This is a genomic window from Pedobacter vanadiisoli (assembly GCF_042684385.1).
In the GTDB taxonomy this organism is placed as follows: Bacteria; Bacteroidota; Bacteroidia; order Sphingobacteriales; family Sphingobacteriaceae; genus Pedobacter; species Pedobacter vanadiisoli.
Window position 1 is genome coordinate 12,359 of record NZ_JBHULL010000043.1, and the last position, 18,559, is coordinate 30,917.

At 40.8% G+C, this 18,559-nt stretch carries 13 protein-coding genes; 2 read left to right on the forward strand and 11 right to left on the reverse strand.

Annotation, left to right across the window (positions count from 1 at the left end):
- Positions 1 to 139: 139 nt before the first annotated feature.
- From ACFSR6_RS20250 to ACFSR6_RS20300, 11 genes are all read right to left on the reverse strand, one after another.
- Positions 140 to 1,765 carry an NADP-dependent glyceraldehyde-3-phosphate dehydrogenase gene (locus ACFSR6_RS20250; RefSeq protein WP_379082317.1) on the reverse strand — a complete coding sequence of 542 codons (1,626 nt, stop codon included), beginning with the start codon at positions 1,763 to 1,765 and terminating at the stop codon, positions 140 to 142.
- A gap of 114 nt (positions 1,766 to 1,879) precedes the next feature.
- Positions 1,880 to 3,325 carry an MFS transporter gene (locus tag ACFSR6_RS20255; RefSeq protein ID WP_379082320.1) on the reverse strand — a complete coding sequence of 482 codons (1,446 nt, stop codon included), beginning with the start codon at positions 3,323 to 3,325 and terminating at the stop codon, positions 1,880 to 1,882.
- A 29-nt stretch (positions 3,326 to 3,354) separates the two neighbouring features.
- Positions 3,355 to 4,017, reverse strand: coding sequence for a beta/alpha barrel domain-containing protein (locus ACFSR6_RS20260; RefSeq protein ID WP_379082322.1), 663 nt, complete (start codon positions 4,015 to 4,017; stop codon positions 3,355 to 3,357).
- Positions 4,010 to 5,065, reverse strand: a complete 1,056-nt coding sequence (locus ACFSR6_RS20265) for a PfkB family carbohydrate kinase (protein WP_379082324.1) — start codon at positions 5,063 to 5,065, stop codon at positions 4,010 to 4,012. Before ACFSR6_RS20265 ends, ACFSR6_RS20260 begins: the two co-directional genes overlap by 8 nt.
- A gap of 114 nt (positions 5,066 to 5,179) precedes the next feature.
- Positions 5,180 to 6,580, reverse strand: coding sequence for a glucuronate isomerase (gene uxaC, locus ACFSR6_RS20270; RefSeq protein WP_379082326.1), 1,401 nt, complete (start codon positions 6,578 to 6,580; stop codon positions 5,180 to 5,182).
- A 139-nt stretch (positions 6,581 to 6,719) separates the two neighbouring features.
- On the reverse strand, positions 6,720 to 8,366 hold the full coding sequence (locus ACFSR6_RS20275; protein WP_379082329.1) for a UxaA family hydrolase: 1,647 nt from the start codon (positions 8,364 to 8,366) through the stop codon (positions 6,720 to 6,722).
- Positions 8,367 to 9,878 carry a tagaturonate reductase gene (locus ACFSR6_RS20280; protein ID WP_379082332.1) on the reverse strand — a complete coding sequence of 504 codons (1,512 nt, stop codon included), beginning with the start codon at positions 9,876 to 9,878 and terminating at the stop codon, positions 8,367 to 8,369. It abuts the gene before it with no gap.
- A 77-nt stretch (positions 9,879 to 9,955) separates the two neighbouring features.
- Positions 9,956 to 10,987, reverse strand: a complete 1,032-nt coding sequence (gene pelA / locus ACFSR6_RS20285) for a pectate lyase (RefSeq protein ID WP_379082335.1) — start codon at positions 10,985 to 10,987, stop codon at positions 9,956 to 9,958.
- Positions 10,988 to 11,084: 97 nt separating this feature from the next.
- Positions 11,085 to 13,016, reverse strand: a complete 1,932-nt coding sequence (locus ACFSR6_RS20290) for a glycoside hydrolase family 88 protein (protein ID WP_379082338.1) — start codon at positions 13,014 to 13,016, stop codon at positions 11,085 to 11,087.
- Between the two features lie 7 nt (positions 13,017 to 13,023).
- Positions 13,024 to 14,694 (reverse strand): glycoside hydrolase family 28 protein, encoded by a 1,671-nt coding sequence (locus ACFSR6_RS20295; RefSeq protein ID WP_379082341.1) that lies wholly within the window; start codon positions 14,692 to 14,694, stop codon positions 13,024 to 13,026.
- A 158-nt stretch (positions 14,695 to 14,852) separates the two neighbouring features.
- On the reverse strand, positions 14,853 to 15,809 hold the full coding sequence (locus ACFSR6_RS20300) for a pectinesterase family protein (RefSeq protein WP_379082343.1): 957 nt from the start codon (positions 15,807 to 15,809) through the stop codon (positions 14,853 to 14,855).
- Positions 15,810 to 16,102: 293 nt separating this feature from the next.
- Between ACFSR6_RS20300 and ACFSR6_RS20305 the strand changes: the two genes are divergently transcribed.
- Together ACFSR6_RS20305 and ACFSR6_RS20310 are read left to right on the forward strand one after the other, a co-directional pair.
- Positions 16,103 to 17,743, forward strand: coding sequence for a glycoside hydrolase family 43 protein (locus ACFSR6_RS20305; RefSeq protein WP_379082345.1), 1,641 nt, complete (start codon positions 16,103 to 16,105; stop codon positions 17,741 to 17,743).
- A gap of 5 nt (positions 17,744 to 17,748) precedes the next feature.
- Positions 17,749 to 18,540, forward strand: coding sequence for a rhamnogalacturonan acetylesterase (locus ACFSR6_RS20310; RefSeq protein ID WP_379082347.1), 792 nt, complete (start codon positions 17,749 to 17,751; stop codon positions 18,538 to 18,540).
- Positions 18,541 to 18,559: the final 19 nt, after the last annotated feature.

Consider the following 18,559-nt stretch of genomic DNA (forward strand, 5'->3'; position numbering starts at 1 on the left):
AGTATTGGGCGTATAAATATGATCATCGTCTTCGTTTGCAACGAGGATGCACGAAAATGACGATCTGAGCGCAAAATAAAAAAGCCGCAAAATCAAAGATTAAAACCTATGTTCTGCGGCTTGTTTATTAACTTATTTTTTAAAAAATATACTTCGTACTTAAGAAGTTCGAATCATCTCCTTTAACAATTTCGTTTAATAGCTTTTTATTATCATCAGTAAATTTTGTTGCCACTAAAGAACGGATTGAGAATGAACGCAGTGCATCTACTACAGAAAGTGTTCCTTCAGCACTGTCTTTACGGCCGGTAAAAGGGAATACATCTGGCCCGCGCTGGCATTGGCAGTTGATATTTACACGGCTTACCTGGTTAACCAAAGGATCAATTAACGAAGAAACTACCGCAGCATTGTTGCTGAAAATACTCACCTGCTGACCATGTGGCGAACCAATTAAATACTCAATAGGCTCTTCCAGATCATCAAAAGGCACAACCGGCACAATCGGACCAAATTGCTCTTCGCGGTATAGTTTCATATTGCTGTTTACCGGGTAAACAATGGCAGGATAAACAAAAGTTTCTAAAGTTTGTCCACCATTTTTGTTTACCACTTTTGCGCCGTGCGAAACGGCATCATCGATACAGTCTTTTAAATATTCCGGTTTGTTCAGCTCTGGCAACGGTGTAAGGTTTACTCCTTTTTCCCAAGGCATGCCGAATTTCAGTTTTTCTACCTCTGCAGATAAGCGTTTTAAAAACTCCTGTGCTAAACTTCGGTGTACATACACGATTTTTATCGCTGTACAACGTTGTCCGTTAAAAGAAAGTGATCCCAAAACAGTTTCAGAAACCGCCAGGTCAAGATCGGCATCTTTGGTGATGATGGCTGCATTTTTTGCATCTAAACCTAAAATTGCCCTTAAACGGTTTACTTTAGGATGCAGTTTTTTCAATTCATTGGCCACCTTACTTGAGCCGATTAAGGTAAGTACATTAATTTTTCCCGATTTCATTAAACCCGGAACAATCGTATTGCCACGCCCATAAATAGTATTTACCACACCTTTAGGGAAACTCGAACGGAAAGCCTCCAATAAAGGATAGTGTAATAAAGTACCATGTTTAGGTGGTTTGAATAAAAGCGTATTGCCCATAATCAAAGCCGGGATCAGGGTAGTAAAGGTTTCGTTTAAAGGATAATTAAATGGTCCCATACAAAGTACCACCCCAAGCGGTGAACGGCGCACCTGGGCCACAATTCCCTGCTCTATCTCAAAACGTGAAGATTGTCTGTCAATATCCTTCAACGCATCAATTGTTGCATAAATGTATTCAACAGTACGATCGAACTCTTTAACCGAATCGGCATACGATTTCCCAATTTCCCACATAATGAGTTTGGCAACAATTTCCTTTTGCTCAATCATTTTATGGGTAAAGTTTTCTACACAGGCAATGCGGTCAGCCACGCTCATGGTTGGCCATTGTCCGCGGCCATTATCATAAGCAGCTACGGCAGCATCTAATGCTTCTGTCGATTCTTTTTCGGTACATACCGGGAAACTACCAATCCGCTTTCGTTTTAAACCTTCAGGAGTTCTGATACATACCGGAGAAAAAACTTCGTTAAAAGGTCCGTTCCAGGGTTTCATTTCACCATTGGAAAGGAACTCTTTCTGATTGATTTCTTCCGCAAGCCTAAATTCATCTGGAATCTGGCTCTCTTCAACGAAAATACTTTCGAGGTTTAGCGTTGTACTCAATTTTAATTTGTTGTTAGGGTTAAATTAATGTTAAATCCATAGTTTAAGTATAGATTCGTTTTAATAAAAAGACTGATGGGACCAGAAAATTATTCCTTAACATCAGCCCTTGGTTTATTCTAGTTCTATTACTTTGTATTTCGGTACTAAGGTTTTCATTACTGTCCAGCCCACTAAATAAGCCACTGCGCAGAAAGAGAAAACGATAAAATAACCAGCCTCTTTACCTTGGAAGCCCATAAAAGTCATTTGCGTATCGCCGGCATAGGTAAACAGTACCCCTGAGCCTTTGTTGATGAAAAATGAACCTAAGCCTCCTGCCATACCACCAATTCCGGTTACGGTAGCAATGGCTTGCCTAGGGAACATATCACTTACAGTAGTAAATATATTTGCCGACCAGGCCTGGTGCGCGGCACCTGCAATACCAATAATAATTACAGGCAACCAATAGCTGTAATGACCTAATGGCTGCGCGAGTAAAGCCAACAGCGGGAAGAAAGCAAAAATGAGCATGGCTTTCATCCTGCCATCGTAAGGGTTCATGTTTTTCTTGCCGATAAAATAAGATGGCAGCCAACCTCCTATAATAGACAACAAGGTAATTACGTATAAGACAAAAAGCGGAAAAGCACTTTCGGTACCGCTCATTTTATAAATATCTTTCAGGTAGGCCGGCGACCAGAATAAATAGAACCACCAAACACCATCAGTCATAAATTTACCAAAAGCAAAGGCCCAGGTTTGTTTAAATTTAAGACAATCTGAAAATGATAGTTTTTTTACCGGCGAGGCCACCGTAACAGTTTCGACAACCTGCTCATGCGCAACAATATCCTGCTGGATATAAGCCAGTTCGGCTTTACTTACGCGCGAGTGGCTTTCCGGTTTGCCATAAAGTAAAATCCAAAAAAACATCCAGATAAAACCCAGGACCCCGATAATAATAAATGACATTTCCCAGCCATAAGCATCGGCTATATACGGAATGGTAACAGGGGCTGCCAAAGCACCAACTGTTGCTCCTGCATTGAAAATACTGGTGGCAAAGGCGCGGTCTTTCTTAGGAAAATACTCTGCAGTAGCCTTAATGGCAGCCGGAAAGTTTCCGGCCTCACCCAGGGCCAGTACAAAACGGGCAAAAATAAAGAGCGAAAGACTGGTTGATAGAATTAATGTAGTGTTACCAACCGTAGACAAGGCCTGTTTTGCCCCTGCAAAGCTCATGGCCCAGGTACCGGTAATAATACCCGAAGTGGCAATACCGCAAAAAGCATGAATACAGGCACCAACTGACCAAACTCCAATAGCCCAAAGGAAACCTTTCTTGGTGTCCATCCAATCAACAAAACGTCCGGCAACCAACATCGATCCGGCATAAAAAAGAGAGAACAGTGCCGTAATGGTTCCATAGTCGCTATCTGTCCAATGAAATTCAGGAACAAAATAGTCTTTCCATGTAAGGGAGAGTACCTGTCGATCTAAATAGTTAATCGTGGTTGCAACAAATAACAGCGTACATATTGTCCATCTGAATTTGCTCATTTTGGTTTGGCTCATTTTGGTTAGGTGGGGTTAAGGATTGGGGGTTACTTACTTTGTTTAATGAGGTCGAGCGCCAGTTGGGTATTTTCGTACAGTTCGTCGTAAAGGCCTTTGCTCATTACATCTTTGCTAATTAATTTACTGCCCATACCAACTGCACAAACGCCCGCCTTAAACCAGGTTTTTAAGTTTTCGGCATTAATTTCCACCCCACCAGTTGGCATAAATAACTGGCCGGCGAAAAGATCTTTTATAGATGAAACAAACTCAGGGCCTAAAATATTTGCAGGAAAAATTTTGATCAGCATGGCCTTGTGTTCTTGAGCTACGCTGATTTCGGTCGGTGTCATGCATCCCGGGATCCAAAGCATTCCGATTTTGTTGGCAATTTCGGCAACTGCCGGATTTACAATCGGTGCCACAATAAAATCAGTCCCCGCTTCGATAAACGCATTTGCATCGGCAGGGGTTTTAATGGTTCCGATACCCAAATAAAGATCAGGCATTTCGGCATCGCGTACTTCCTTTAGTTTTTTAAAGTTTGGCAAAGCCGATTTACCACGATTGGTATATTCGAAAACACGTACACCTGCTTTATACAGCGTGCGTAATATTTCGATGCTACCTGCTTCGCTATCCTGGTAAAAAAGCGGTAACATGCCCTGCTCTAAAATGGCGTCTAAAATTTTGTGCTTATTGCTAATCATTGCGTATTATTCTTTTTTCTATATCCGCTACGGTACTGGTTGTAGCATCACTTGGAATGTATAATTTATCGTAAGCTGCCGCAGTGGCAAAATTTAAGGTTTCTTTAGCCGATAACTGGTTGTAAAAACCGTAAATCAGGCCTGCCATAAAACAATCGCCACTACCCACTTTATCTAAAATTTCTTCTGAAACATACTCTTCAGAAACCGTTAGTTCGCCTTCGGTATAAATAGCAGTATAATAGCGGATACCTTTGCCGTGATCGAACCTGAAAGTATTGGCAACAGCTTTACATACTGGAAACAAACTTAATATTTCTTTAGAAGTATCTGTGGCTTGTTGCAGTAACGTTTCTTTTGCATAGCCTTCTGTTTGCAACAAATCAGGGTGAAGCGCTGTACCCAGCATTTTATTGGCCGCCCATACATTGCCCATAATTAAAGTGCAGTATTGTGCCAGTTCAGGCAGGATATCAATCGGTTCCTTACCGTATTTCCAAAGCTTGGCACGATAATTTAAATCAAGGGAAATAGTAATGTTCCGTTCGCTTGCTGCTTTTAAAGCCTCCAGGCAAACATCGGCAATAGATTGGTTGATAGCAGGGCATATTGCACTGAAATGAAACCAGGCTACATCTTTAAAAACCTCATCCCAGTTAATCTGCCCAACTTTTAAATCAGCGTAGGCCGAATTGGCACGATCGTAAATTACACCGGCATTTTTAAGGTCTTTTCCTTTTGGGAGATAATATAAACCCAAACGCTCACCATGATAAACCATTGGCGTGGTATCAATATTACGAACATTAAGATAATCAACAATTTCGCGGGTGACCGAATTATCGGGCACCGCTGATAAATAGGCCGAATGAACATTCCAAAGTGCCAGTGCGGTAGCCACATTAAGCTCTGCGCCGCCAACATAAAATGGAAGTTTATTTTCTTTTAACCATGCACCATCCATATCAGGGCAGATGCGCAAAAGTATTTCACCAAAGCTTAAAACTTTTTTTCCTTTTTTTGATGAATCGAATATTTGGGTACTCATTTTTGTAAATAATCAGCTTTTTTCATGCTGCTTTCTGCAACAGTATAAAAATGGAAGTAAACCGTTTGAAATGCGTTGAATCCAATGAAATTCTTCGTGAAAGCCTGATTTTGGTTAAAATTTAAAGTAATTTTTTGCGTTAAAGTACGAAATATCCTGAACAATCTTGCCAACCCATTCCAGGTCGTTAGGTAATTCGCCATTCTCAATGTCCTCTCCAAACAGGTTACAAACAATCCTTCTGAAATATTCGTGACGGGGGAATGAAAGAAAGCTGCGCGAATCGGTAAGCATACCTACTAAGCGGCTTAAAAGCCCCATGTTAGATAATGCGTTTAACTGTTTAATCATGCCATCTTTTTGATCCAAAAACCACCAGGCCGAGCCAAACTGAACTTTGCCGGCAACCGAGCCATCGTTAAAATTACCGATCATGGTAGCAATTAGTTCGTTATCGGCAGGATTAAGGTTATAGATAATGGTTTTGGCCAGTTTATCCTGGTTATCCAATCGGTTTAGGAATTTAGAAAGCATGCGGGCCTGGCTAAAATCGCCGATCGAATCCCAACCGGTATCCGGGCCCAATTGCCTTAGCATACGGGCATTATTGTTGCGCAGCGCACCAAGGTGATATTGTTGTACCCAGCCCTTTTCGTGATCCCACTCTGCAAAATAGACCAGCATCGCTGATTTGAATTTCAGGTTTTCTTCATATGAAATATTTTGTTTACTGCGGATCTTATCAAAAATTGAGGCAATTTCAGCATCGGTATAGTCTTCAGCATAAATGTGCTCTAAACCATGGTCAGAAACTGAACAGCCATTATCTGCAAAGTAATCGTGGCGGCTTTTCAATGCATCGATATACTCCTGAAAGCTGCTGATGGTTTTACCGGCAACACTTTCTAATTTGTCTATATACTCATTTAAACCTTCAATATCATCACTGTTCATGGCCTTATCCGGACGGAAAGCAGGCAACATTTTAAGGTTAACACCTTCTCTTGCCAATTGCTGGTGAAAGTTTAAGCTATCTAAAGGATCATCGGTTGTACAAACCGATTCTACATTCATTTTGGCTAATAAACCCCGAACCGAATATGCTGGTGTTTGCAGTTTAGCAGAACATTCATCGTAAATTTTCTGTGCAGTTTTACCCGAAAGCAGGTCGGTTATGCCAAAATAACGTTGCAGCTCCAGGTGTGTCCAGTGGTATAATGGATTACGCAAAGTATACGGGACGGTTTCTGCCCATTTTTCAAATTTCTCGAAATCAGATCCTGCACCGGTAATGTATTTTTCATCAACACCATTGGCACGCATGGCACGCCACTTATAGTGATCGCCGGCCAGCCAAACCTGTGTTATATTGGCAAACTGGGTATTATTAGCAATTTGCTCCGGGATGAGGTGATTATGGTAATCTATAATGGGCAATGGTTTGGCAAAATTGTGGTAAAGTTTCTCCGCAGTTTTGCTTTCCAAAAGAAAATTTTCGTCTAAAAAAGGTTTCATGCTATGGTTTAGATGTACGATATGAAAGCTGTTATGGTCATATCTGGTTAATATTTCTGTTTCCGGCTGGTGTCTCCACAAGCCGGAATTAGGATTAAGTTAATCGTTGTAGTCAGTGCAGACACCAACCACGACTTAATTAAAGGCTCACACCGCGTTTCCATGGTATAAAATCATCCTGGTTAAGTAAAACGGCTTTGGGGATTACTTCGCCACTGGCTGCTTTAATGCAATATTCCAGGATATCTTCTCCCATTTGTTCGATTGTTTTTTCCCCTTCGATTACCGGACCACAGTTGATATCGATAATATCGCCCATACGTTTGGTTAAGGCATTATTGGTTGATACCTTAATAGTCGGACAAACAGGGTTCCCGGTAGGCGTGCCTAAGCCAGTAGTGAACAAAATCAAGGTTGCCCCCGATGCCGCTTTCCCAGTGGTAGCCTCAACATCGTTTCCAGGTGTACAAACCAGGTTTAAGCCAGGTTTTGTTGCAGGTTCGGTATAATCCAAAACATCTTCTACGGGTGAGGTTCCGCCTTTTTTAGCCGCTCCGGTACTTTTAATGGCATCGGTAATTAAGCCATCTTTGATATTTCCAGGTGATGGATTCATAAAAAAACCCGAACCAACATTTTCTGCAGCCTGGTTGTAAGCCGTCATCAACTGGATAAATTTACGGGCAGCAGTTTCATCTTTGGTACGGTCTATTAATTGTTGTTCGGCGCCGCAAAGCTCCGGAAATTCGGCCAAAAGCACAGTTCCGCCCAAAGCCACAAGTAAATCGGAGGTATAACCTACGGCCGGATTGGCACTGATACCGCTAAAACCATCACTACCACCACATTTTACGCCTAAAACCAATTTACTTAAGGGTGCCGGCTGGCGCTCAATTTTATTGATTTCAGTTAAACCGATAAAAGTTTTACGGATGGCTTCTTTTACCAGCTGCTCCTCGCTCTGCGATTGTTGCTGCTCAAAAACAAACAAGGGTTTATCAAAATTCGGACTACGTTGTTTTAAATCGTCCATAAAATCTTTAACCTGTAAATTTTGGCAGCCCAGGCTCAACACGGTTACGCCAGCCACATTGGGATGATCGGCATAAGCAGCCAAAAGTTTACTCAGTACAGCGGCATCCTGACGGGTACCGCCACAACCACCCTGATGGTTCAAAAATTTAATCCCATCTACATTTTTAAAAACACGGTTGGCTGATGGATTGGTTATTCCGATAGAGTTTGGGTCTGCTTCTTCCAGGATCTCACCATTTTTATAAGCCTCTACCAGCTGGTGGGCGTATGATTTGTATTTATCGGTTACAGCATAACCCAACTCGTTGTGCAAAGCTTCGCGGATTACATCCAGGTTACGGTTTTCGCAGAATACGGTTGGGATAAAGAGCCAGTAATTTGCGGTTCCAACACGGCCATCATTCCTAATGTAGCCATTAAAGGTTCTACCCTCAAATTTGGAAACATCAGGTGCATGCCATTCGTAATGATACGGACGGAACTCGTAAGGATCGGAGGCATGTTTGGTATTTTCGGTATCCATTAAACCTCCTTTTAAAATAAAATGCTGCGCTTTGCCCACCAGTACACCATACATGATGATGTGATCGCCCACATTCATATCCTGCATAAAAAATTTATGCTTGGCCGGAATGTCATCCTGAAGGGTATACTCCTGTCCATCGTGGATAATGGTTTCTCCTTTTGCCAGGTTTTGCAAAGCAACAAGGACATTGTCATTAGGATGGATTTTTAAAATTCTAGTTACCATTTAAATTGTTCTTTCTGAATGCAAGTTACCTAAAGTTTCTTTTGCACCCTTGTTCTGTAATAAATCAACATAAGATTTTACTGCCGCATTAAAGCCAGGATAATTATTTAAGTTTTTATCCCAAAGTCGCCTGTCACCCAAAGTATTATCTACCACACTTTCAGGATTTTTCCAGTATTCGTATAACACTTCGGCAAATTCGTCCTGTACAGGGTAGGTTTTTCCGTTCGCACTGGCGGTGTAAGTATCGCCATCTTTACTTACATTCATGAATACAATATAAGCGGCTACCCCTAAGGCGGTAAGTTGAGGAACTTCATTTTTTAAAGCATAATAGCCCCTGATGAGCGGCATGTTGCGCATCTGCAACTTAGAAGTATAGTTTAAAGTAATGGCCTGCCATTGATGCTCTAAAAAAGGATTACTGAAACGGTCAATTACACTCTCTGCAAAGGCAATTGCTTCATTATGGCTAATATCTTCATTAACTACAACCGGCGTAATCTCATCTTTCATCAACCTTAACACATGGGCAGAGAAATCTTTATCCGCCATAGCCTCTTTTACCGTATTAAAACCTGCTAAAATGGCCAATCCGCAGCTAATGGTATGTGTGCCGTTAAGCAAACGGAGTTTTAACTCTTTAAATTTATCGATAGATGGCACGATAAAAATACCTTTATCTGCCTTTTCAAACGATAAGATTTCTTTAACCTTTTCGTTCGATGATTCAATCGCCCACAGCCTGAAAGGTTCGGCCATGATCATAAGTTCGTCTTCATAACCCAATTCGCTTTCGATGGCTTTTTGTTCTGCTACCGGAAGCTTTCCCGGTACAATACGATCAACCAAAGTTTTGCAGAAGTGGTTGGCACTTGTTAACCAATTTTCAAAATCCCACCCCAATTTGTTCTGAATAGCAAGATCAATCAGGATTTCTTTCAGTTTATCTGCATTATCACTGATTAATTCTGTCGGCACAATCACCATACCGCTTTCTGCTGATCCATTAAAGGCCTGGTATCTTTCGTACAGAAAAGCCAATAATTTGCCGGGGTAAGATTGTGGCGGATTATCGGTAATTTTATCTTCACTTTTAACAATCCCAACTTCAGTGGTATTCGAAATGACTACCTGCATTTCTGGCCGGTGTGCTGCCTTTAAAATTTCGGCCCAATCTTGTGAAGCGGATAAAACCCGGCTGATAGAAGCATTGATTGAATTTTCTTCAACGGTAAGCCCATTCTCAATGCCTTTAACACAAAGGGTATATAAATTGTCTTGCTTCGAAAATTCGTCAGCACCACCTTTTGAGGTAGATTTAACCACCAAAACACGTCCGTTAAAGATCCCTTTCTGATTGGCTTTATCAATAAAATAATCTGGAAGGCCACGCAGTAAAACACCGGTTCCAAACTGGATTACTTTTTCAGGTAAGGCTAAAATTTCGATCGTAGGTTTTGTAACGTTGTTGCCGTTAATGTTTTTTAAATTTTCTTTGTTTAAGATCATTGGTAATATTGTTTGAGCATCAGGGCACTAAGGTACCAAGTGAGTTTATAATTTCCTTTTGACGATTTACAATTTATTTATTTTCCGTCCTTAGCTAACCATTTCGGGTAATCTTTTTCAATTAATTTTTGCCCCCAATTGCCATACCAGGCATACCCGTTTCGCCTTTCGGGACTTAATTCTTCTAATTTTGTTTTAATTGAATTGTCGCGGTCGCCAAAAATCGGGGTGTTTTTATCAAGATCATAAAAACGTGCCCAGGTATTTGCGTTATGATCAGCAACCAAAGCCGCGACTTTAATATTGGTTTTAGGATCACTCGGCCTGTCGAAACGATAACCGGCAATTTTATAGGTATCAAACCATTTTACCGCAGCATTGATTGCATTCTTTTCTTCTGCAGAAGGATTTTTCAACCGCATTAAAAAACGGACAATGCCTACCGATTCGCTCGTGCTGAGCGAGGCTGGCTCAAATGCCCTGGCTTTTGCAGGCAATAGCGAATCTTTATCATACTGTGCTGCCCAGATACTTAAAACACCATTTTGTTTTACCTGTGTTTTTAAAATACATTCGATACCTTTTGAAACTGCTTTTTCTGCTTTTTTGATATAAAGCGGGTTTACCACTTCGAAATCATTTGTTTGCGTGGCAATATCCTGTAAAATATTCAGCACATTGATCATCGCATCATCATTATAAGTAATTTCTGCCCGGTAAAAAGCTTTATCGGGATAATATTGTGGCCAGCCACCATTGGCATATTGTGCCGATAAAATATAATCCAAGCCTCTTTCAGCAGCAGCCAGATAAGTTTTGTTCTGTGTTTTTTTATACGCTTTTACCAGGTAAACCACTTCTCTGCTGGTGGCTTTATTATCGAAAGTGGCGTGTAAATCTTTAGTGGCTTTTATTTTGGCCAATAACTCAGGGGTTAATGCTGCACCATAGTTAACCACGCTTTTATCATCCAATTGCTTAGGCCAGCCACCATTACCCAATTGATAAACAAGCATTTTATCTGCTGTAGAATCGGTAGGCTGTTGTGCATAACACGATAGTAATAAAGTGCTGCAGATTAGGGTTAACAATATTTTTATTTTCATCATTTTGTTTGTTCAGTGGCCTATGTCCTTACAGGCCGCTATTTTTATTTTACACGATGGTTCAGGTCGCCACCAACCATTATTTATCTGTGGTTAAATCTTACTTCTTACCCGGTACCTGCTTAATCAACCAGTTTACCAAATCATTCGTGGCTTTAAAATTTTCGAAATCTGCCGGTAATTTTCTACCGTCGATATATTCATTATAAAACCAGGGATCGCCTACCGCGAACACTGTTCCCTTACCATATTTTGCCGTTGCAACAATCACATCTCCTTTATCGGTTAAAGCAGAAACAGCCGGACTTTTCACCACGATGGTCGAAATTTCTTTGATATATATTTTCTTGGCTGTTTTAAAAATTGAATTTCCTTCAGGGATCTTTATTGCTCCCTGCTCAAAGTTTGCTCCCTGAACTTTATTGCGGCTATCTTCATTAAAATGAATTCCGAAAGTTTCGGGAAGGATGTTAAATTTCGAGATTTCGCAATTACCCGCATCGTTTAAGAGCAGCACTAAAACACCTCCTGATTTTACCCATTCACTGAGCTCCCTGGCATGTGCAGCATCCATAAAATTGGGATTTGCTGTTTCTTTTTCGGTATCCGGATCTACAATAATATAAATATTAGTCCCTTTTAAATTTGTAGCATTTGGAGCAGCTTTAAGCGTATTGGTTTTTGCACCAGCGTCGTTAAATACTTTTCCGAATAAAGAGAATCCATTGTTATCGTCTTCTTCCCAAAGGTAATGAAAGGGGATTTTATCTCCGGTAGGACCAACCATATACTCATTGTTGAAGAAATTATCAACAGTAACCGTTAAACCTTTAGCGGGTTTTGGCAGTTGAGCTATTTCCATTTCGGAAGCTGCACAGATAAACGCACCTACACCTTTTGGGTCGTTTGTGATTACTTTTTCACTAATGTAATAATCGAAGCTTCCATCGCGGTATTTAGGCTTTCCGCCCAAACCTGATACGGAAACTGTTTTAGTGAGGTTTACCCTTTCATCGCCTGCTTTTTCTATAAATTCTTTCTTTAAACCCGCATAACCTTTATTTGCAGCAGCCATAAATGATGGTGCTAACCAGCCTTTACGCACGCCTTTGGCCAAACCATATACAAACATGCTCGATGCCGAACTTTCCAGGTAATTTCCTTTTCTGGTGGGCATATCTAAAATATCGAACCAAACGCCTGATTTTTGATCCTGGTATTTTACCGCCGCTGTTGCCGTACGGTTTAAAATGGCAATTAATTCTTTCCGTTGCGGATGGTTTGCCGGAAAATTATCCAGCACATCTACTAAAGCCATAATGTACCAGCCCATTGCCCTGCCCCAAAAATTTGGTGAGCGTCCTGTTTTTTTATCGGCCCACTGCTCTGTTCTGCTTTCATCGTAACCATGATAAAGTAATCCTGTTTTAGCATCGCGGGCATTTTTCTCCATCAGGATAAACTGCCGGGCAATGTCGTCAAAAGCAGCGTCCTTTTTCATCAACCTGGCATACTCTGCATAGAATGGCTCGCCCATGTACAAACCATCCAGCCACATCTGGTTCGGATAAATTTTCTTGTGCCAAAAACCACCTTCCTTTGTACGCGGCTGTTTTTGTAGCTGATCGTATAATTTGGTTGCCGCCAGCAGGTATTTCTGCTGTCCGGTAACTTGGTACAACAATATTAATGAACGGCCATTTTTAATATTATCAATATTAAAATCATCTGGTTTATAGGTAGAAATATTGCCTTCTTTATCCAGGTAGGCATCCATCGAACTTTGGATGTACATAAAATATTTCCCGTCGCCGGTATTGCGCCAAACCATTGCAGCACCTTCCAGCACTACACCCATATCGTAGGTCCATTTGGGGCCTTTGGCACCTTTTAACAGCGTAGTATCCTGAAACAGTTTTTCCATCGCAGTTAGGGTTAACTGTTCTGATAGTTTCTTTTGGGCAAATCCGCTTTTTGTTAAAATGGAAAAACCAATAAGCGTTGCTACCGTATATATGATCGATTGCTTCATGATGCTGTTATTTTGAAATTTCCAGTGCTTTTTTATCTACCTCTGCACCTAAAACAGAGGCTTTTTTTGCTTTGGAAACATCGGTTCCGCTAATTTTTACCTCTTTTGATTTTTCGCCCGAAACGTCAAACAGTACCTTGCTGCCGTCAGGGTATTTAAAATTGCTGATATTAATACGTGAACCGTTCCTGATTGTTACCACCGGACTGGTATTATCAGTAATTACGTTTATGTTCTTCAGGAAAATGCCGGCGGCCTCAATAATTTCGATACCTTTTTTGGCCTTTATGGTTACATTTTCCAGGTTTATATCTTTGATGTTCATCTCTGGTAAACCCCTAAAAAATATTGCTTTTTCTGCACCATTGGCCACTATATCTTTAATGTAAAAGTTTCTGAACTGGGGTGTGGCTTCTGTAACAGGAACAGTAACCGTTTTAATCGCTTCTCGTTTTTCGCCGGCCAAAGGAACCGGGTCAACAGCAGCATAATACATATCAAACAGGATCGCTTCACCAGGAATATCGATCATATTGATGTTATTAATGTAAATATTTTCGACCACCCCGCCTCGACCGCGTGTCGTTTTAAAACGTAGGCCGATATCCGTACCGATAAAAGAACAGTTGTACACCCATATATTTTTTGCCCCACCGCTCATTTCACTTCCGATTACAAAACCGCCATGCGCGTGGTAAACAACATTATTCCGAACAATTACATTTTCTGTAGGCACACCCCGTTTGCGGCCAGCTTCATCACGGCCAGATTTAATGCAAATCCCATCATCGCCCACATCAAAAGTGCTACCCTCTATCAGTACATTTTTACACGATTCTACATCAACACCATCTCCGTTCTGTGCAAACCAGGGATTTTTTACCTGTAAATTTCTTAAGGTTAAATCCTCGCAAAGTAGAGGGTGTAAATTCCACGCCGGCGAATTCTGAAAGGTAACCCCTTCTAAAAGTGTTTTTTTACAGCCAGTTAAGACCAACAAATTCGGACGGAGAAAATCTTTGATATCTTCATAATCTGCAGCGGTTTTGCCCGCCTCTATCACCCCTGCGTTTTTAGTATTCGAGCCTTTAACGGTTTTTTCGGAGGGGTACCACATTTTTCCATCAGCACTGACTACACCACCAGAAGCAAGCAAATTTTTCCACTGTGTTTCGGTAAGTTTATCTTTTTTAACCATACGCCAGGCACCCCCGTTGCCATCGATGATACCCGTTCCCGTAATGGCAATATTTTCAAGGTTTACACCAGAAATGGGGCTCTGGTTCCGCCACGCAGGCTGTCCTTCCCAATTTCCCTGTACCAGTTTATACTGGTTAAAATCGGCTGTAAACTGAAGAATGGCATCGCGTTTTAGGTGCAGGTTAACATTGCTTTTTAACTCGATGGGACCGGTTAACCACAAACCTGACGGGATTAATACCACACCTCCGCCTTTTTGGCTAACACTTGCGATGGTTTTATTAATACTTTCAGTATTTAAGGTAATGCCATCACCTTTTGCTCCAAAGCTGGTGATGCTCGTTGTATCGTTTTTAAATTTAACCTGCTGAATAAAGGGCAAGCTTTGCTTTTGTTGTGCCATGGCAGATCCTGCAGACAGAATTAAGCATGTGAGAGCAACTTTAATAGGGAATAGCCCACCAGAAATATATTTCATTAATTGCACTGTTAATTATACTTGGTTATTATAATAACAAGTGTACGTTGTTTGCGGCTAAAACAGAAGAGAAATCTATGCAATCGTTACCGGAAAACAAGGCAAAAAGGCCGCCAAAAACAAGCAACTAACAACTGAATATCAGCTATTTAACCCATTTATTTCAATTCCGGATCCCATCCACGGAAAACGTTTTCCAAAATATAATCCTTGTATTCTGTATCTGTTAATTGGTGCGACCATTTTACCCTGTTCTTTGGATCGGCACCTTTTCCGGTACTTTTATATTCTGCATAATAAGCTGTTTTCTCATTGCTTTCTTTACCCCAATTGTTCCAGCCTTCGGCACGGATAAAATCAGGGAGTTCGCATTTGAGGTAAACAACTTTGGCATAAGGCCTCCAGGGGCGCCCCAGGTAAAAACTATTGGCAGGAGCGTCCCCTTTGATTTTGCATTTATTTAATATGTAACCAAATTTTGTTGTATCGGCAGTTGATGCCGCTGTAATATAACCACCCTTTTTGCAAAAAATGGTACAGCTTTCGAACCAGGCCGTAGATGCCCCAAAAATAAAATCGACTGTCCCCTCTATGTAGCAATTTTTATAGTATTGGCGGTTATTACCTCCATAGGTGTAAAGGGTGTCCTGAAAGCCTAAAAACCTGCAGTTGGTAAAAATTAATTTGTCGCCCCCGGCCCAAACCGCAACAGCCTGCCCCACCGGGCCTGATGAATTTTCGAAAGTAATGTTCTCGGCAGAAAAACCTTCGCCATATATATAAAAGCTTGACGAACCCGAAGTACCTTTTTCCTCGCCAAATATATTTTTCTTCTGCGCGTAATCATCATAAGTTAAAATGGTTTCATTTAAGTTCTCCCCAACAAGTTTTACATTTTTCTTTGAGGCGGCCAGAATTAGTTTTTCTTTATAAATGCCTTTTTTGATAAATATTATAGTCGTTTTGTTTCTGAAATCGGGTACAGCATGTATCGCTTCCTGCACCGTTTTAAAGTTTCCGCTTCCATCTGCAGCCACAATAAAATCGGGTTTAACGTCTATGGCATTTGCAACAACTGAAATCGTTAAGAGTAAAAACAGGCTGATTGCTTTCATATCAATTTGGTTAGGCTTAAATTAAAATCGGCCACGTAAAGTATAAACTTTATTCACGCAGCCGTATTTTTAAAATATATGATGAACAATTTTAAACATTAATATCCGTCAGAAGGAAGTTTTTTTGAAATTAATCATTGCAAACGATGTCGGGAACGATTGCACAATAACCACTTGCCGGAAAATAAAAAAAGGCTTAATCTTGTTAGCAAGCCGGGAGGTACCGTGCTGAACTCGCTTCAGCACCTTACTCATAAGCCATTACTAACCAAATATTTAAAAAAACATACAAAGTGAAATATCTATATAGTTTAATCCTAATTTTAAGCCTTGGTATAAATGCATTTGCTCAACAAAGATCCGATAACCCATATATTTCTAAAGTTTGGGTTGCCGATCAAGGCAACGGAATGTATAAGAACCCGATAATCAATGCCGATTATTCTGATCCTGATGCCATCCGGGTAGGTAACGATTTTTACATGATTGCTTCAAGCTTCGATGCCATACCCGGCTTGCCAATTCTGCATTCGAAAGATCTGGTCAACTGGAAAATAATCGGTCATGCTTTAAAACGTCAGCCTCCATTTGAGCATTTCGAAAAAACACAACACGGAAATGGTGTTTGGGCGCCTTGCATCCGTTATCGAAACGGCGAATTTTACATTTATTACCCGGATCCCGATTTTGGCATTTATTTAACGAAAGCAAAAACCATAACAGGGGAGTGGTCTGCACCAAAATTGGTTATGGCTGGTAAAGGTTTGATTGATCCTTGTCCGTTTTGGGATGAAGATGGCAAAGCATACCTGGCTTATGCTTATGCAGGCAGCCGTGCAGGCATTAAAAGCGTAGTGGCCATTATGCCACTTACTAACGATGGCTCAAAAGCGACGGAAACGGGCAGGATTGTGTATGATGGGCATGAATCAGATCCAACTATCGAAGGCCCAAAATTTTATAAACGCAATGGCTATTATTATCTGTTTGCACCGGCCGGAGGAGTTTCAACAGGCTGGCAATTGGTTTTGAGAAGTAAAAATATTTATGGCCCATACGAAAGAAAAATCGTGATGGACCAGGGAAAATCTGCGATAAATGGTCCTCATCAGGGGGCTTGGGTAAATACTCAAACAGGCGAAGATTGGTTTCTTCATTTTCAGGATAAAGATGCTTATGGCCGGGTAATCCATCTGCAGCCTATGAAATGGATAAATAACTGGCCCGTTATCGGTATTGATAGAAATGGCGATGGAAAAGGCGAACCCGTTATCAGCTATAAAAAGCCAAATGTGGGTAAGGTTTACCCAATCGAAACACCAGTTGAGAGTGATGAATTTAGTACAGCGCAGCTGGGTTTGCAATGGCAATGGCAGGCTAACCCGCAGCCCACCTGGTTATTTACCGATGCTACTGGTGGTTTATTGAAATTATATACTTCAAAAATTCCTGATGAAGCTAAAAACCTTTGGGATGTTCCAAATCTGTTGATGCAGAAATTTCCCGCCGATGAATTTATGGTAACCACTAAGCTCCTGTTTAAACCCAATCCAAAATTAGAAAATGAAAAAACGGGTTTGGTAATCATGGGAAGAAGTTATGCGCAGGTTAGTATTAAGAGCAAAAAAGATGGGCTATACCTGGTGTACGGCCTTGGCCAAAGTGCTGACAAGGGCAAAGCAGAAAATGAAAGAGAAATTGTAAGGCTAAAATCGGGCTTGGTCTACTTTCGTGTAAAAGTTTCTGCAGGTGCAAAATGTCAATTCCTTTATAGTGAAGATGGCGTAAATTTCATTAATGTGGGCGATGAATTTCAGGCCACGGCAGGACAATGGATCGGGGCTAAAATAGGCTTGTTTGCCATAAGAGATACCCAGACAAACGACTCAGGAATTGCCGAATATGATTGGTTCCGCGTACAACCGTTAAATTAGTAAAAATGAAAAATCATAAATACCTTATCGCAATCCTTTGCTCTGTTTTCCTGATGTCTTTCATTATGAAACCCAAACCCGTTAAAGTATATTTAATCGGCGATTCTACTGTAGCAGATTATACACTTGATGAAGGTTATCTGCAGAAAAAGTATCCCCTAACAGGCTGGGAGCAAGTTTTTCAACAGTTTTTAACAAAAGATAGCTTAAAAAAATTAAACAGGCTGATTAAAAGTGACAGCGCTTTAGTTATCGACAAAGCAAAGGGCGGCAGGAGCACCCGTACTTTTTTTGAAGAGGGTAGGTGGAAAGAAGTTTTGTCAACCCTGCAAAAAAATGACCTGGTATTAATCCAGTTTGGGCATAATGATGCTGCCAAAGATAAACCCGAGCGCTATGTTGATATTCCAGGTTATAAAGATTTTTTAAGGCTGTATGTGAAAGAAACAAGAGAAAAAGGAGCTTTTCCAATCCTCATTACGCCGGTTACACGTAATTATCCATGGAAAGATGGCAAACTGGGCAGCGCCCATGGCGAATATCCGCAGGCGGTAAAAGATGTGGCTAAGGAGCTCAACGTAGCCATTATCGATCTTACTTCACTTTCAGCAGATTTTTTTACTACAAAAGGAAATGAATTTGTAAGTAAATATTTCTTTATGAATTTAGACCCGGCGAAATACCAAGCTTATCCAAAAGGGCTAAAAGATAATACCCACTTCCAGCCCGAAGGCGCCAAAGCAATTGCACAGCTGGTTTATAACGAATTAAAAAACATCAGTCATCAGGCAGATTAAGGAAAAAATACCTGCAAAT

Coding starts and splice junctions, on each gene's coding strand:
- uxaC (WP_379082326.1), bottom strand. CDS start 6,580: ATGAAACCTTTTTTAGACGAAAATTTTCTTTTGGAAAGCAAAACTGCG.
- ACFSR6_RS20275 (WP_379082329.1), bottom strand. CDS start 8,366: ATGGTAACTAGAATTTTAAAAATCCATCCTAATGACAATGTCCTTGTT.
- ACFSR6_RS20290 (WP_379082338.1), bottom strand. CDS start 13,016: ATGAAGCAATCGATCATATATACGGTAGCAACGCTTATTGGTTTTTCC.
- pelA (WP_379082335.1), bottom strand. CDS start 10,987: ATGATGAAAATAAAAATATTGTTAACCCTAATCTGCAGCACTTTATTA.
- ACFSR6_RS20265 (WP_379082324.1), bottom strand. CDS start 5,065: ATGAGTACCCAAATATTCGATTCATCAAAAAAAGGAAAAAAAGTTTTA.
- ACFSR6_RS20280 (WP_379082332.1), bottom strand. CDS start 9,878: ATGATCTTAAACAAAGAAAATTTAAAAAACATTAACGGCAACAACGTT.
- ACFSR6_RS20300 (WP_379082343.1), bottom strand. CDS start 15,809: ATGAAAGCAATCAGCCTGTTTTTACTCTTAACGATTTCAGTTGTTGCA.
- ACFSR6_RS20295 (WP_379082341.1), bottom strand. CDS start 14,694: ATGAAATATATTTCTGGTGGGCTATTCCCTATTAAAGTTGCTCTCACA.
- ACFSR6_RS20260 (WP_379082322.1), bottom strand. CDS start 4,017: ATGATTAGCAATAAGCACAAAATTTTAGACGCCATTTTAGAGCAGGGC.
- ACFSR6_RS20255 (WP_379082320.1), bottom strand. CDS start 3,325: ATGAGCCAAACCAAAATGAGCAAATTCAGATGGACAATATGTACGCTG.
- ACFSR6_RS20310 (WP_379082347.1), top strand. CDS start 17,749: ATGAAAAATCATAAATACCTTATCGCAATCCTTTGCTCTGTTTTCCTG.